The organism is Arcticibacter eurypsychrophilus, from assembly GCF_001730525.1.
Lineage (GTDB): Bacteria > Bacteroidota > Bacteroidia > Sphingobacteriales > Sphingobacteriaceae > Arcticibacter > Arcticibacter eurypsychrophilus.
In genome coordinates this window covers 328,543-345,285 of record NZ_MDFN01000001.1, presented here as the reverse complement: position 1 = coordinate 345,285, position 16,743 = coordinate 328,543, and the positions used below count along the sequence as shown (strand labels likewise).

The following is a 16,743-nucleotide window of genomic DNA, read 5'->3' as shown; positions in this document are numbered from 1 at the left end:
AGATGGCATTACATTTACAGGTATCAAATTCTTTGGCGCAATTAGCCAAGCGTCTTTGTGTTCAATTAAAACACCAGGAACAAGGGGTTTTTCAGCCTCATATCCTGGTTACGCAGACCGATGGAATGAATAACTGGCTGAAGCTCCAGTTTGCAGAGCATATGGGGATTGCTGCCAATTACCGCTTTTTTAAGCCCAGCGACATTATCAACCAGATTTATTATCTATTGGGAGGTAAGGGATCTGGTGCTACCTTGTCTGCGGATAATATATCCTGGTTACTGTATACGTTATTAGCGGATCCGGTATTTATCAAACGGTTTCCTGCGGTATCGGATTATTATAACTATGATGGTCCGGATAAAGAGGTGAAGCGGATGGGCTTAGCGGATAAGATTGCCGATCTCTTTGATCAGTACCAGATCTATCGTCCGGAAATGATTGTTCATTGGAATGAGACGGATCCGCATGATCGTACCATTCAGGACTGGCAGCAATATCTATGGGCTAAAGCGCGTGTGATAGCAGAGGTGCAGCTTCCTGATAAAACGCTGATTTGTGACTATATCATTGAAAATTTGAAGCGTGAATCAGCTATTGAGTTGCTTAGGGCTCAGATGCCGGCGATCCATGTTTTTGGTCTCTCTATTACTACCGGATACCATCTTACCTTGTTTTACGAGATCGCCCGATACCTTGATTTTTCATTTCATATTTTAAATCCCGCACCTTCTGTATATTGGTTTGAAGACAAGAGTGAGAAGCAACTCACCTGGATGAAGAAAAAGGGTTTCGTTGATAGCAGTGACGAAAGTCTAGGAAACCCGCTTTTAACAAGCTGGGGAAGGGTAATTCAAAACACGTTTCATTTGTTTTTCCAGAATGAGGAGATGCTGAATGTGTATGACGAGGTAGAAATTGAGGAGCCTGAAGAGGATAGCCTGCTGCATAAAATTCAGCATGATATCTTTTTTAACTTTAGTCAGGAGGATCGTAGTTTGTTATTGCCGGAAGATCTGTCAGATGGTTCGGTCACTATAAATTCATGTTTCACGCCTGTGCGGGAGGTGGAAGTATTATATAATTACCTGATACATCTTATTGATCAAAGAAAAGAGACGTTGTCGCCTCGTGATATTGTGGTTATGGTGAGCGACATCGATGCGTATGCGCCTTATATTAAGGCGGTGTTCAGTAATGCGCCTTATAAATTTCAGTATACGATTGCGGATGAGAATTTCACAAGCACGGATACAATAAGCAATGCTTTACATGCCTTGCTATCCCTAAATGAGCAAAACTTTAAGGCTGAGGAGGTATTGCAGATCCTGGATTCAGGATATATCCGTAAGCGGTTTGGTATTACAGATCTGCAATTGATTCGTAATACCGTTAATAAAGCGAATATCCGCTTTGGGATGGATGGTGAATTGGCCGATGATACCATCTACGTAAGTTGGGAGTACGGAATTCAGCGTATGATGTTTGGCATCTGTATGCTGGGCGAGGAGGAGTATGGGACTGGTGCGGAAAGTTTTTATCCATTGGATAGTATCGAAGGTTCTGCTTCTTATGAAATTATTCGCTTTTGTCATTTTGTTGAAATCCTGATGAACTCGGTTAGGGAGCGAAAAAGGAATAGAACGATTGCAGATTGGGTGGTGTATATGGAGTATGTGCTGCAAAATCTGGTATGGGATCCTGAGGAGGGTACTTTAGAAGATTATGAGCTTTTGCTAGGTCAGTTAGAGAAATATAATATGCTGACGCCATTGCTGACGGAAGTCATCAGTTATGAAGTATTCAGTCATCAGTTTCTTCAGTCTATTTCAGGTGCAACGCGTGCCGGTTCGTTTGTACAGGGCGGGATTACGTTTTGTTCGTTGATTCCGATGCGGAGTATTCCCTTTAAGGTGGTCGCATTAATGGGTTTGAATTTTGATCAGTTCCCAAGAAAGGAAACTCCGGTAAGCTTTAACCTGCTGGAAAAGGATAAACGAAGAGGGGATAGGAATGTAAAGGAGAATGACAAGCATTTATTTTTGGAAACTATTTTATCGGCTGATCAGTACTTTTATATCAGCTACATTGGGCAAAGTGCAAAGGATAATACGGTTGTTCCTCCATCAGCTCTTGTGGATGAACTGATCGATTATATCGAGTCGGGTACTGAAAATAAAGCAGGTATAAAGGAAAAGCTGGTTACCCGTCATCCGTTGCACAGTTTCAGTCAGAAATATCAGCAGGGTGATAGTGGGTTCTACACGTATTTAAATCAGAAGATTCCGGCTAATCGTGGATTAATTGACCGGGCTAAAGTACAGGACAATCAGTTAGTTGAACAACTTTCTTTAGATAAATTGGTAAGCTTTTTCAAGAACCCGATAAAGGGATATTATAATCAGGTTTTGGGAATTTATTATAACACGGATGCAGTGTTATTGCCTGAAACGGAATTATTTGATCTGGATGCACTTCAGTTTTGGAGTTTGAAACAGGATTTGTTAAGGACTAGTCCTGAAGAAGCTTCAGAGTTGAAGAAAAGATTGGTTAAAACTGGTGGTCTTCCATTAAAAAGCATGGCTGACATTACGTTGAGTAAGGTAGAGCAACAAGTAGTGCCTATGCGGGATCTTTTTAATGAGGTAGTAGCCGTTGATGTTGCAGTGAGTGTGCCTATAGAACTAACGGTTAAGGGCATGCTTTTAAAAGGTACTTTACGGCAAGTTTACGGACAAAAATTAGTTAGTTTATGCTGGTCTAAACATGAAACGAAATATTTGGTAGAGGCAAGCATTCGTTATCTCGTGGCGCAGGCATGTGGATTAAATTTAAGGCTTTATTTTATCTCGGCCATCCATGATAAGATCTATGAAGGGATGGAAATTAGTCAGGCTGATGCCTTGAGCAGGTTGGAAGAGCTGGTTGATTTATATCAGCAGGGGCAACACAAAATTCTTACCTTTTATCCTGACTTTGAAATAAATCCTTTGGAATTAGATGCCCTTAATGAAGGAGAATATACTCTAATGGTTAAAAATAAATTTAACGATCCTTCAAGATCGTATGATGTATATGCAGCTAAAGAGTATGATAAAGAATATTTTACTCAAGAAGGAGTATATGAAGAATTTATTCAAAACGCCGAACAGTTGCTTGTGCCTTTAACTACATTATTTCCTACTTATTATTTATAATAGCATGCCATCAAATAACGCTGTTGAAGATTTTAATGCTGTTCAGGTACCTTTATTTGGAAGTAACCTGATTGAAGCGAGTGCCGGTACCGGTAAGACCTATTCTATTGCCATTTTAATGCTTCGCCTGATTTTAGAAAAAGAGCTGTTAGTGAAGGAGGTCTTGATGGTCACTTTTACCAAAGCGGCAGTAGCAGAATTGGAAGAAAGGATCCGGCTATTCCTGCGGTTAGCATATAAATATGCGCAGGGGCAAGAGATAGAGGATGCTACTATCATAACGGTAGTTGATGATGCCGTTGGGAAATTGGGAGAAGAGAAGGTGGAACGTTTACTTTATGATGCGGTGCTATTTTTGGATGAGACTTCGGTATTGACCATTCATAGTTTCTGTCAGCAGACGTTGACACAATTTGCCTTTGAAACCAAACAGCTTTTTGGTGCGGAGACGCTTCAGGATATAGGTACTGTTTTGCAGGATGAAGTCAATAAGTTTTGGCGTAAAGAGGTGACTACCTTACCCGCAGAATTGCTTGAGATATTGATTGAAGCTAAATTTAGCAGGAATAGTATTGCTTCCATGGTGAAAGAGCACATTGGGGGAAAGCAGTATTTGTTTTACAATCATGATGAAGTGTATTCTTATTGCACAGATGACTACAATAGCATAATCCAGTTACTAAGAGATATCAAGTTTAAAGAAGACGAAATAAGAACTTATTTAGTGCAACAGGTATTGGATTCTGTAGATGATATCCAAGCGCGTATTCAGAGTAACGGATATGCAAAGAAAAGTTTATATGCTACTCTTTTCGAGCCCAAGGTGTTTTTAGATAAGTTGTCTGATAAAAAAGATAAAGGCTATGCACAAAAGCTTTTTCCTCATCTTGTAGAAACACTTATTGAATGTGATAAGTTTGTTGAAAACCGGATAAAGGAGATTAATAAAGTAATTAGCCGAATTCATTGTATGGCTATTCGGCAAATCGATCAAGGGATAAAAGGGTATAAACTGCGGAATAACCAGCTGACGTTTGATGATATGATTGTCAATTTGCATGAGGCATTGGTAGTCCGGGAAGAATCGAAGTTAATTGAAGGATTGAAAGAGAAATATAAGGCTGTGTTTATTGATGAATTTCAGGATACGGATCAGCAGCAATATGAAATCTTTCAAACCGCCTTTCAACAAGATACTATCTTGTTTTACATTGGCGATCCGAAACAATCCATTTATGCCTGGAGGAAAGCGGACATTACCACTTATTTTAAAGCTTGTAGTGAAGTGGATCACCTTTATGGAATGAATCAGAATTACCGTTCTTCGACTACCTATATCGATGCAATGAATCTCTTTTTTAAACCTGTGGAGAATTTTGATACGTTTCATTATAGAGATGAGGTGGATAGTATAAAGTACATTAAGGTGGAATCTCCTTCAGTTAATTCTAAAGGTACTCTTCTCCGGGATGATGAGCAGGATGTTCCGATTAGCGTGATCATAGAACCGAATAAGGGTGAAATATTAGTGGCTGTTGTTGCACAGGTAATGAACTTATTGGATGGAAAAACCTTCCTGATCGATAAGAACAACAAAAGGAGAGCGGTTAGTCCTTCGGATATTGGGATTTTGATACGTAATAATAGTATGGGGCAAGATGTGAAAAATCTCTTGTCGAAATATAATATCCCAGCGGTTACGATTGGCGAATCCAAAGTATTACAATCTGAACAAGCTGTTTGGTTATTGTATATTTTGGATGCTATGTATACGAACTCCATGTCGTCCATTAACAGAGCTTTACTTTCAGCACTAACCGGCTATACGATCGATGACCTGCTGCATTTAAATGAAGAAAGGGTGATGGAGTTATTTTCCGGTTATAAGTCCAGATGGGAGAAAGACGGTATTTATGTTGCGTTAATTGATTTCGTTGCCGATTTCAATGTGAGGAAGGTACTTTTAGGTGGTGATACTAAAAATGGAGAACGAATTATTACTAACCTTTTTCAGTTGATTGAATTGTTTCATAAGGTGCAATCTACAAAGATGTTGAATGCGCTGGAGTTGCTTAGTTGGCTGAAACGGGGAATTGATGGCATGGAAACACAGGGGGATGAATTTGAACAGCGGGTTGAAAGTGATGAAGAGGCTGTAAAAATAGTGACTATTCATAAAAGTAAGGGACTTGAATATAACATTGTGCTCGCCCCACAGCTTGACTTTGTCTTTAATGCGAAAAGAGATTTTTACAGTTTTAAAAATCAAGAAACTGGTAAATATGTATCTGCCGGACTTGAAGAACTTAGTGATGAGCAAAAAGAGTTGATTCGTTATCAGGAAGAACAGGAAAATCGACGTTTGTTATATGTCACTATTACCCGTGCGGTATATAAGTGTTTCATATACAGAAGCACGGGTTCAGGAAATTCGACACTGAGAACTTTTGTGTCTGCTGTAGAGGGTTTGGATGCGTCTCTAATTCAATTTGATACCGCGCTTGAGATACCTGAAAAATATAAATACAGAGCAGATCAGCCGCTAATTAAATTGCCAGATTCGATGCCTGTGCACTTTGAATTGGCACAACAGAATTGGATGAGGATGAGTTACAGCAGGCTTAATGTGCAACATGACCGTACGATGCGCTTTAGTTATCAGACGCATAAAGATAAATATGATCTTTTTGTATTTAAAGACTTGCCCAAGGGAGCCAACACCGGGAACATGTTGCATCATTTGTTTGAAACGATCAATTTTATGGATCCGGATAAATGGATGGGAAAGATTGAATCGTCTTTAAAGCGTTTTGCGCCAAGACAGGAAAGCATGTTCGCGGACAGGCTGCTGAATATGGTGGAACATGTGATGCAAACCCGGATTGTTATTGATGCGACTTCTTTTACTTTATTAGGTGTTGCATACAACAAAAGGATCCATGAACTTGAATTTGATTTTACAGTGCCCTTGTTTAATCCTTTTTCGCTGAAGTATTTATCTACTGAGGAGATCAGAATTGATGTAAATGGTCCGTCATCAATGGAAGGTGTGATGAATGGGAAAATTGACTTGTTCTTTGAATGGGAGGGAAGGTATTATGTGCTGGACTGGAAATCTAATTTTCTGGGGGATAAGCTGGAGGATTATACGCAGGAGAATATGGCACTGGCCATGAATGAAAATAACTACCATCTGCAGTATCTTTTATATACACTGGCAGTCAAAAAGTATTTACAGAGCAGGTTACCTGGCTTTGACTATGAAAGAGACTTTGGTGGGGTTATCTATATGTTTTTAAGGGGAATTCGAAAAGATTCCTCAAATGGGGTATATGTTCAAAAGCCATCGGAGGAGACGATTTTAAGTTTAGAAAATGTATTGAGTCCGGTTGTTCAAGAATTGTAGAGGGTATTTATGGGTGCTTGAGTTGTTATTCTCCTGGTTCAACATTCGAATGTGTATTTTTTAATCCATAGTATTAAACCCTTGCATTTGTGGAATTGAATTACTGCGACCTTATTTTAGTTCTTCAATCAGAAGAAATCTGCTTAATTTAACCCCATGGCTCAAACGATACTGGCATTCGAACACATTACTGTTCGCAATCTGAATCAAATCATCTTTGAAGATCTCAGCTTTAGCATAAGCGAATTTGAAAACTGGGCCTTGATTGGAGAAAGTGGATCGGGGAAAAGTGCCTTACTGGAAACCATTGCAGGAAGGTTAGGACTGAGTAAAGGGTTTATAGACACAAGCTACTTTGACACAGCCAATAAAGAAAGTGCGCTCGCAGGGGAATTGATCAACTGGCATAAGCGGATCTCTTTTGTGTCTTCCAGGCATAACTTTCGAAATCTTTCAAATACAACAGAATTCTATTATCAGCAACGCTATAATTCCATGGATTCGGATAATGCGCCTACTGTGGGCTCTTATCTTTCGGGATTAAAATCTCATTTGCCTTCGTTATACTGGAATATTACAAAGGTAGTACAGAGTCTAAACCTCAACGATTTGATGGAAGAGCAGATCATTAAGTTGTCTAATGGGGAAACAAAACGGTTATTATTAGCTGCTGCACTCATTAAAAATCCAATTCTTCTATTGCTTGACAATCCGTTAACAGGTTTGGATGTTAAAAGCAGGGCTGATTTCAACGACCTAATAGCAGAAGTTAATGCCTCTGGAATACACATTATTATGGCTACATCGCCATCAGAAATTCCTGATGCGGTAACTCATGTTGCGGTGTTGGAACAATGCCGGATCATTAAAACGCTTTCGCATCAAGCTTTTCTGGAGGATCAGTACGAAGATCTTTCCACTGCTCCTCTGGATCTAAACGAATTAAGGGAACTTATAAACCGCACGACAATACCACCGTTTGACTATATCGTAAAGATGGGAAATATAGTGGTTAAGTATGGGAATGCTTTGATTTTAAACCATATTAATTGGACCATTCGTCAGGGTGAACACTGGGCTTTGCTGGGTGCGAATGGTTCCGGCAAGTCTACTTTGCTTAGTTTGATCAATGGAGACAATCCGCAAGCCTATGCCAACGACATTATTATATTCGACCGTAAACGAGGCTCTGGTGAAAGTATTTGGGATATCAAAAAGAGGATCGGATTTGTCTCTCCTGAATTATTTCAATATTTCCCATCCTCCAGTTCTTGTCTGCACGTAGTAGAATCAGGGTTCTATGATACTTTGGGGCTTTATCGTGCTTCAAATCCAAAGCTTGCGGAAATTGCCATGCGTTGGATGAAGGTAATGGGGATTGAAGAAATTGCAGGTAAACTATTCCGTAACATCTCTGCTAGTAATCAGCGTTTATGCCTGCTGGCACGGGCACTGGTTAAGAATCCTGTCTTGCTGATCTTTGACGAACCTTGTCAGGGACTTGATACGAAGCAAAAAGATCATTTTAAACAACTGGTTAACGCTATTTGCCATAACAGCAACGTTTCTTTGATTTATGTAAGTCACTACACTGACGAGATTCCTGATGTTGTAGATCAGGTTTTTAAACTGGAGAAAGTTGCACTTAACACAGATTCTTAACATAATCATCACATATACTGCATGTTTGATTAATGCCTTTTGCTTTTATTTGTATTAGACGATAAATCCGCATACGTGTTTACGTCCAATTTATACTATGGTTGGAACGAATCAAATCTTGTTTTTATGAGTTATATAAATTTAAATCCAATTGTTTTGTATTACTATCTTAAAGAACGGTATTTTCGTGCAAGGATTAGGTCCTTTTTTATATGAAAATACTGTACGCAATTCAGGGTACTGGTAATGGACACCTCAGTAGGGCCATGGATGTCATTCCCTGTCTACAACAACTAGGTGAAGTGGATATCCTCATTAGCGGTATTCAGTGTGACCTCGTTTTGCCCTTTGATGTCAAGTATAAAATGAAGGGGCTGAGCTTTATCTTTGGCAAGTCCGGTGGTGTGAACCTATGGAACACCTTGTTTAAAGCGAATCTTCGAAGACTGGTAAAGGGTATCAATAACTTACCTGTGGAAGAGTATGATTTGGTGATCAATGATTTTGAGCCGGTATCAGCATGGGCCTGTTATATGAAGAACAAACCCTGTGTTTCACTGAGTCATCAGTCTGCGGTACTTTCACCCAATGCACCAAAAGCAGAGCACCGGGACATGCTTGGTAATCTCATTCTTCATAATTATGCACCTGCAAGCTCTCGTTATGGTTTTCATTTCAAAGCTTATGATGATAATACGTTTACGCCGGTGATAAGGAGTCAGGTACGTAATCAGGTCGTTTCTGATCGAGGACATTACACCGTGTATCTTCCTGCTTATGATGATGTACGCTTAATCAAACAGCTTTCTGCTTTTAAGGATGTCAAGTGGGATGTATTTTCCAAGCACAACAAGAAGACGCTGACAGTTAAAAATATTAAGATTCAACCAATCGATAATGAAAAGTTTACGCTTAGCATGGCGCAGTCATCGGGTATTTTAACCGGTGCAGGCTTTGAAACACCTGCTGAAGCACTGTTTATGGGTAAAAAACTATTGGTCATTCCCATGAAAAACCAATATGAACAACATTTAAATGCTGCAGCTCTTCAGGAAATGGGAGTGCCTGTAATGAAAAGTCTGAAAGATAAGTATGAGCCTGTGATTCGCGATTGGCTCGATAACGGTCAAATTATTCCTGTAAATTATCCTGATATTACGCAGAAAGTGGTTAATTTCATTGTAAACAATCAAACCGGAACATCTCCAACTCAATGGACTATTGATAATCAGTTTGATCAGACCAAATAGAAACGGGTCGTTTATAAGATGAGTAAAGAAGGGGAAATGGGACTTGAATAAAGAATTATTTGGTGCTGATTTTAAGTGGGGTGTATCTACGGCTGCATTTCAAATAGAGGGTGGTTGTGATGCAGAGGGCAAAGGCCCGTCTATATGGGATATTTTTTCCAATATTAAGGGGAAGATAAAAGATGGGCACCATGCCAATACAGCTTGTGATTTTTATAATATTTATGAACGTGATCTGGACTTGGTGCAGAGCCTTCATATTCCTAATTTTCGGTTTTCTATTGCATGGTCCCGTATTATGCCTACCGGACTTAAGCCTGTGAATCAAAAAGGATTAGACTATTATGATCGGGTAATTGACGGCTGTCTGGAAAGAGGAATTGAGCCATGGCCAACACTTTACCACTGGGATTTGCCACATGCGCTTGAGCTCAAGGGAGGCTGGACAAATAGAGATGTAGTGAACTGGTTTTCCGATTTCACTGAAGTGTGTGCAAAGCAGTATGGCGACCGTATCAAACATTGGATGGTCATGAACGAACCCATGGTATTTACCGGGGCAGGTTATTTCCTTGGTTTACATGCTCCGGGAAGGACAGGTTTAAAGAATTTTTTTCCTGCAATTCATCACGCGGTTTTGAGTATGGCAGAAGGTGGAAGGGTTTTGCGTAAACTATGTCCGCAGGCTGAAATAGGAACAACTTTTTCATGTTCGCATGTTGAGCCTTATTCGCAACGGGCTTGGGATAAATCAGCCGCTAACCGTGCAGATATATTGTTTAACCGCTTGTTTATTGAGCCCATTCTTGGATTGGGTTATCCGGATAAAGAGCTTTCCTTGTTGAAAGGAATACGAAAGTATATGTTACCTGGAGATGAAGATAAAATGTCTTTCGACTTCGATTTTATTGGTATTCAAACTTATACGAGAGAAGTGATACGGTTTTCTCTCCTAACGCCTTATCTGCATGCCAAACTGGTAAAGGCTGAGAATAGAGATGTTCCACTCACTTCGATGAAATGGGAAGTATACCCCGAAGGTATTTATCCGATCATTAAGAAGTACGATGCCTATCCGCAAATCAAGAAGATCTATATTACGGAGAATGGTTCTGCATTTCCGGATGCGGTGGTCCAGGGACATGTGGATGACCAGGAACGTTTAGCTTATCTGGAAACCAGTATAGAGCAAGTTTTAAAGGCTAAAAATGAAGGGTGTAAGGTAGAAGGCTATTTCGTATGGACGCTGACAGATAATTTCGAATGGGCAGAAGGATATCATCCACGATTTGGATTGGTACATGTCGATTTTGATACACAAGAAAGGATCATTAAATCATCAGGAAAATGGTATGCTGATTTCATAAAGCCATAAAATTAGTTTAATTAAATCATTGCATAGCCTTAAGAGATTAAAATTGCCTTCAATAATTCAATGGCATCCAATTGTTTAAAAACTTTTTGTATAACTTAAAAAAAATTCAAATGCACTTGAGTATTCAATAAAGGATCAGAGTATTCTATTCCTTTAAGAAATTTAAATTAAAGCACTCAATAAAATTCATTGAGTTTAGGGCATCAGGAAACTCAATTTATAGTAAAGTATGGCATAAAAGGAGCTTATGAAGTTTCGATTCTAGGGCTTTACAATAATCTTTAAATGATTAGGCTTTCCTTAACCTAATCAGATGAATCCAATGCATGAATTTAATTACCGGATAAATGGGATCTACTTCAAACCAACGGTGACCAAAGTTAGCACTATTAGGAAAACGGTGATGGTTGTTCTGAAATAATTCCCCTAACATCAGGAAATCAAAGGGTGTGGTGTTCTTCGAATGGTCGTTATTATTGAAATTCGAATAACCATATTTATGTCCGCACCAATTGACAATTGCACCATGCAGAGGACCCATAAGGAAGTGAATTGGTAATAAAAGGAACATCCACCAATGGGTGGCAAATTCAATGTAGAACCAGGTATATAAACCACCAAAAACCAAACGAGAGGCAATAGAAGATCCTATACGATCCAGGATTGGCCATTCAGGATAGGATGGATTTCCTTTAATAGATTTCTCTTTAGATAACTTTACGTGATCGCGGAAGGTTAATACTGTAGCCCACATCATTTGAAATACATCCCTAAAAAAATGAGGAGAATGAGGGTCTTTTTCAGTATCGCTGAATGCATGGTGATCACGATGCATGGTTGCATAAGCCCTTGGGTTTAAATAAGAAGAACCCTGACAGATATATGTCATTAAAAATAGCACGCGTTCAAAGAACTTACTGGTTGTGAAGACTTTATGCGAGGCATACCGATGAAGGAAAACCGTTTGGAAGAATAGAGAAGAAAACCAATGGGCGACAAAAAATAATAAAATATACATTGAAAATTAAACGTGAAGATTAGTAGAATAGTTTGAGTTAATACAAAATTAATAATAAATAAATTTTCCCTTCTTAAATTAAATAGCGAATCTCTTTAAAAGCGTGCCCAATAGATTATTGAGCATGCCTAATTGAAATAAGTGGATCAACCTTATTCTTATAAAACAGAGATGTCCTTTCTTAATTCCTTATCCAGAATAAAAGTAGCAAGCGGAATTAAAGAGGCAATGAAGTATTTTAGAATTCGTAGTAAAGACCAGTTGCAAAGCCATGTGGCTTTTAATACTGCTGCAATATAGATAATGAACAGGATGCCGTGCACCCAGCCATTGTACTTGACTACCAAAGGTAGATCATAGTAATATTTTAATGGCATAGCAATGAGTAAAAGAAAGAGGTAAGAGATACCCTCCGTTATTCCGATTACGCGAAGTTGTTGGAGTGCATTTATGCGGGGTTTTGTCATTTTATTGATACCAGGGTTGATTTAAGATATTTGGACAAAAATGAACAATTGTTTTCAGAAGCAAAGCTATATTTTTGCCCGCAACATGGATATTACATTAAAACAACGATTCGATAGTATCATATTTGATCTGGACGGCACTTTATGGGATTCAACAGCGGGTGTTGCTTTTGCATGGCAATCAGCTAAGCAAGAAGTGGATTATGTTAAAAATGATATTACTGCAGAACAGGTTGCCGGAATTGCCGGGATGGCTTACGATGCCATTTATGATCAGTTATTTCCTGAACTGGACACCGAACAGCGTGAGGCCTTTAAACTGATCTGTGCTAAAAAGGAATTGGATACCTTAGCAAGCAGGGGAGGGATTCTTTACCCGGATTTACTCAAAACGATTCAAGTATTAGCAGATAAGTATAAGCTGTTTATTGTAAGTAATTGTCAATCAGGTTACATTGAGGTCTTTCTGAATTATTATAATCTTCAGCAATATTTTACTGGTCATCAGAGTTATGGATCAAAAGGAAAGCCTAAGGCAGATAATATTAAAGATATTGTAACCGATTATCACCTCAAATTTCCTGTTTACGTAGGAGATACGCAAGGTGATTTTGAGTCAAGTAGGAAAGCTGGTGTACCTTTTATATTTGCGGCCTATGGTTTTGGGAAAGTACCCGAAGGGCAGATTGCCAATGCGAATAGTTTACTTGAACTTACTGAGATTTTATAAAAGATGGTAGAAAACATAGCGAACAACCGGAAATTAAAGCAATTAACAGAACTGAGCCAGGGTAATTATAAAGCTTTTTTGTACGATTGCGATGGTACGCTTGCGGATAATATGATGGCTCATAAGGAATCCTACGTACAAGTAGCACTGGGCAGTGGCGTAGAGATTGATCCGCTTATTATTGATGAATTTGCCGGACTTCCGGTACAGGCAGTGGTAGAGCGCATCAATCAACGTTATGAAAGCTCTTTTGACCCTTTAACTTTTGAACAAGAAAAATACGCTATTTTTTATAACGACTATATTGAGCATACTAAACCAGTACAGTATGTAGTAGACCATCTTTTGGCTCACGAAGGGTTGGTTAAAATTGCCGTTGTCTCCGGAGGTTCCAGAGAAGCGGTTATAAAGACGCTCAATGTGTTGGGTATAAGTGCTAAGGTAGAAGTTTTAGTATGTGCCGGAGAAACTGAGCATGGTAAACCTTATCCTGATCCATTTCTAAAAGCAGCAGAACTGCTAGGTGTAGAACCACATGAGTGTCTGGTTTTTGAGGATGGCAATCCAGGTGTCGTTTCTGCTGAAGCTGCCGGTATGGATTGGATTCGTATAGACAAATTGCTGTAAATACAAAAGAGCCGAAAGTAAAACTTTCAGCTCTTTATGCTTATTAAACTATTAAAATACTATAAATATGATTGTAAAATTTTGCTTCTTGAGGCATGTTTCAATCGTTGAAGCGATTTGTCTTTTAACTGACGTACACGCTCTCTGGTTAGATTGAATTTCTCTCCAATTTCTTCCAGTGATAATGGATTGTTACTTCCTATCCCAAAGAATAAGATCAATACTTCACGATCGCGTTCTGAAAGAGTAGCTAGAGAACGACTTATTTCCATGGCAAGAGAGTCGTTTATCAGGTGACTGTCTGTTCCCGGATCATCACTCTGCATCACGTCAAGCAATGTGTTTTCTTCCCCTTGAACAAATGGAGCATCCATAGAAACCTGACGACCTGCATTGCTTAAAGAGTCAGAGATTTTTTCAACTGTAGTTTCCAGAATATCTGCAAGTTCTTCAGGAGAAGGCTGGCGTTCAAATTCTTGTTCAAGCTTAGAATAAGCTTTATTTATTTTACTTAATGAGCCAATCTGGTTTAATGGGAGACGTACTATTCTTGATTGTTCAGCTACAGCTGACAAGATAGACTGTCTGATCCACCATACGGCATAAGAAATGAATTTAAATCCTTTTGTTTCATCAAAGCGTTTAGCAGCTTTAATCAGTCCAAGGTTTCCTTCATTAATCAAGTCACCAAGCGTTAATCCTTGGTTTTGGTATTGTTTCGCAACAGAAACAACGAAACGTAAATTTGTTTTAGTTAAACGCTCTAAAGCGGCCTGGTCACCCTCACGTATCTTTTGAGCCAGTATAACTTCTTCTTGAGCAGTGATTAAATCTACTTTACCTATTTCGTGCAGGTATTTGTCCAGGGATTGGGACTCACGATTAGTAATAGATTGGGATATTTTAAGTTGTCTCATTTTTAAATCAAATGTGTTAATACAAGATGATCATTAATCCTAACGTACTTTATTATAAACTATTTTGCTTATAACAATTATTGTTATAATATTACAACGCAAAAACAGCAACAAGGTTGCAGTTTTTTGAAGTAATTAGTTTTCTAAATTAGATGGAATGCAGATGCGGTTGTAAACATTATTGCAAAGATAGCAAATATATTCCCTAATTGGTGTAAAGTGAGTGTGATATTTTGTGGGATATGAGTGCAATTAATGTTTCTTTAGCTCTATAACAGTTATCTCGGGCCAAATGCCTACTCTACCCGAAAATCCAAGAAACCCAAAGCCCCTGTTTATGTTCAAATATCGGTTATTAAAGCTGGTTATTCCGGCCCAATGCGGATAACGGTACTTTACCGGGCTCCATTTGATTCCTAAGGCTTCCAAACCGAACTGCATACCATGCGTATGTCCGGCTAATGTCAAATGTACTTTCATGGGATAATTCTTAACTATAGTTTCCCAATGTGTAGGATCATGTGATAATAAAATCTTAAATTGTTCCTCTTTCACATTTTGAAATGCTTTTTTGATGTCTCCTCGCTCTCCAAATCCTACTCCCCAGTTTTCTACTCCTGCCAGGATCAATGTGTCGCCGTCTTTATGGATCTCTACATGCTCATCCAATAGAAGTTTGAAACCCAGTTGCACATGATATTCTTTTAGCTTTTGTAAGTTTTTTGATTTGGATAGTGGATCCGGCCATCGGATATAATCGCCATAATCGTGATTTCCAAGGATTGAAAATTGGCCATAAGACGCTTTAATACTTGAAAACTGCTCGATCCATGGAGCAATTTCTTCTGCTTTATTATTTACAAGGTCGCCGGTAAAGACAAAAAGATCTGACTTTTGTTGCTTGATCAGGTCTATTCCCTTCTGGACTGCTTTTTTATTGCCAAAACTTCCGGCGTGTATATCCGAAACCTGTGTAATCGTAAAACCATCAAAGGCTGCTGGTAAGTCATCAAAATACAATGTGTGTTTGATGACCCGGTAAGCATATTTGCCGTATATTATTCCATAAACTATAAAAACGCAACACAGCGCCGATAACAAAATAGCCAACTCGATTACATAGATGCTTCGTGCGGGATAAACAAATTGATCATACTTTAAAACGAACATAAGTATTCCTTTTAAAGCCCTGTATATGTCGCCCAGCAATAATACAGAGGCAAAAACCAGTTCAGTGATCACTAAAATGAGGAAGGAATGGCTCACGGTCTTTGAAAATGCAGTCATTCCAGTAATGCGCATACGCATGATAGCATAAACCAAAGCTACAATCAGGACGCCTAGTAAAATGCAGAAGGATCGAATGATAACAGGATTAGACAATACCAGGTAAAAACCAGATATAACGTACCAGTTCAGTAAAGCTACGACTAATAAAACAATGGAAAGGGAAATAGGCAAACGAGCTTTGTTCATAGTTTATGATTGCTTACCAGCCCATTCTATCACGTAATCCCTTCATTTGTTCCATATGGTGCCTGCTGTGCCATGCATAGTGGGCGGTCATTTTCCACATAGATACACTTTCCTTCGATTCCGGATGGTAATAACTTCGATTCCAATCGTCGCCTTTTAAAGAAAGTAAGGATTGAACCCAGCGTATGTGAAGTGCATGAACAAGGGTTATTGAAACGTTTACCGGCACAAGATGCACGTCTGGTAATTCTGCCCAAAGCTTTTCGTCATATGGCTTTACCACTGGATTATCTTCGGTTAATGCAAGTTTAAGACGGATGTAAGCGTTCATGTGGCTATCCGCTAAATGATGAATAACCTGGATAATGGTCCAGCCGTTTGGTCGGTAGGCGGTATTCAGTTGGTGTTCGTCTAAATTTTCAATAACGACATCAAGCCAGCTTGGAAGTGCCTGTATAGCTGATATCGAGTTACTTATTAGCGCCTCACTGAGCTCTTCGGGTTCTTGATATCGGCCGATAGGGTAGGTCCATTGTTCTATACTCATGCTGTTTACGTTTATTACCGTTAAGCAGCTAAAATAAGTAATATACAGCCGAAACCTATAGCAATTGTAAA

At 39.0% G+C, this 16,743-nt stretch carries 12 protein-coding genes; 7 read left to right on the top strand and 5 right to left on the bottom strand.

Translation table 11 applies throughout. From position 1 onward, the window contains the following. The first annotated feature begins 2 nt into the window (after nt 1-2). The 5 genes from recC to BFL47_RS01420 all read left to right on the top strand — a co-directional run bounded on the left by recC (nt 3) and on the right by BFL47_RS01420 (nt 10,890). Nucleotides 3-3,197 (top strand): exodeoxyribonuclease V subunit gamma, encoded by a 3,195-nt coding sequence (recC, locus tag BFL47_RS01440; protein WP_069657997.1) that lies wholly within the window; start codon nt 3-5, stop codon nt 3,195-3,197. Between the two features lie 4 nt (nt 3,198-3,201). Continuing rightward, on the top strand, nt 3,202-6,603 hold the full coding sequence (gene recB, locus BFL47_RS01435; protein ID WP_069657996.1) for an exodeoxyribonuclease V subunit beta: 3,402 nt from the start codon (nt 3,202-3,204) through the stop codon (nt 6,601-6,603). Between the two features lie 156 nt (nt 6,604-6,759). Further along, on the top strand, nt 6,760-8,265 hold the full coding sequence (locus tag BFL47_RS01430) for an ATP-binding cassette domain-containing protein (protein ID WP_069657995.1): 1,506 nt from the start codon (nt 6,760-6,762) through the stop codon (nt 8,263-8,265). A gap of 212 nt (nt 8,266-8,477) precedes the next feature. Next, nucleotides 8,478-9,515, top strand: a complete 1,038-nt coding sequence (locus BFL47_RS01425) for a glycosyltransferase family protein (RefSeq protein WP_083256928.1) — start codon at nt 8,478-8,480, stop codon at nt 9,513-9,515. A 43-nt stretch (nt 9,516-9,558) separates the two neighbouring features. Continuing rightward, entirely contained in the window at nt 9,559-10,890 is a 1,332-nt protein-coding gene (locus BFL47_RS01420; RefSeq protein ID WP_069657994.1) for a GH1 family beta-glucosidase, read from the top strand. A gap of 289 nt (nt 10,891-11,179) precedes the next feature. On the opposite strand, the gene BFL47_RS01415 is transcribed toward BFL47_RS01420, so the two are convergent. Together BFL47_RS01415 and BFL47_RS01410 are read right to left on the bottom strand one after the other, a co-directional pair. Continuing rightward, nucleotides 11,180-11,908 carry an acyl-CoA desaturase gene (locus BFL47_RS01415; protein WP_069657993.1) on the bottom strand — a complete coding sequence of 243 codons (729 nt, stop codon included), beginning with the start codon at nt 11,906-11,908 and terminating at the stop codon, nt 11,180-11,182. A gap of 158 nt (nt 11,909-12,066) precedes the next feature. Next, nucleotides 12,067-12,375 (bottom strand): DUF3817 domain-containing protein, encoded by a 309-nt coding sequence (locus tag BFL47_RS01410; RefSeq protein ID WP_069657992.1) that lies wholly within the window; start codon nt 12,373-12,375, stop codon nt 12,067-12,069. A 40-nt stretch (nt 12,376-12,415) separates the two neighbouring features. Here BFL47_RS01410 and BFL47_RS01405 point away from each other — a divergent pair, with 40 nt between their 5' ends. Next, nucleotides 12,416-13,105, top strand: coding sequence for an HAD family hydrolase (locus BFL47_RS01405; protein WP_245681267.1), 690 nt, complete (start codon nt 12,416-12,418; stop codon nt 13,103-13,105). Nucleotides 13,106-13,108: 3 nt separating this feature from the next. Then, nucleotides 13,109-13,732 (top strand): HAD family hydrolase, encoded by a 624-nt coding sequence (locus BFL47_RS01400; RefSeq protein ID WP_069657991.1) that lies wholly within the window; start codon nt 13,109-13,111, stop codon nt 13,730-13,732. Nucleotides 13,733-13,791: 59 nt separating this feature from the next. On the opposite strand, the gene BFL47_RS01395 is transcribed toward BFL47_RS01400, so the two are convergent. The 3 genes from BFL47_RS01395 to BFL47_RS01385 all read right to left on the bottom strand — a co-directional run bounded on the left by BFL47_RS01395 (nt 13,792) and on the right by BFL47_RS01385 (nt 16,672). Continuing rightward, entirely contained in the window at nt 13,792-14,649 is an 858-nt protein-coding gene (locus BFL47_RS01395) for a sigma-70 family RNA polymerase sigma factor (RefSeq protein ID WP_016194362.1), read from the bottom strand. Nucleotides 14,650-14,901: 252 nt separating this feature from the next. Further along, nucleotides 14,902-16,125 (bottom strand): metallophosphoesterase, encoded by a 1,224-nt coding sequence (locus BFL47_RS01390; RefSeq protein ID WP_069657990.1) that lies wholly within the window; start codon nt 16,123-16,125, stop codon nt 14,902-14,904. 13 nt (nt 16,126-16,138) lie between these two features. Continuing rightward, nucleotides 16,139-16,672: a YfiT family bacillithiol transferase gene (locus BFL47_RS01385; protein WP_069657989.1), complete on the bottom strand. Its 534-nt coding sequence runs from the start codon at nt 16,670-16,672 to the stop codon at nt 16,139-16,141. Nucleotides 16,673-16,743 lie beyond the last annotated feature (71 nt).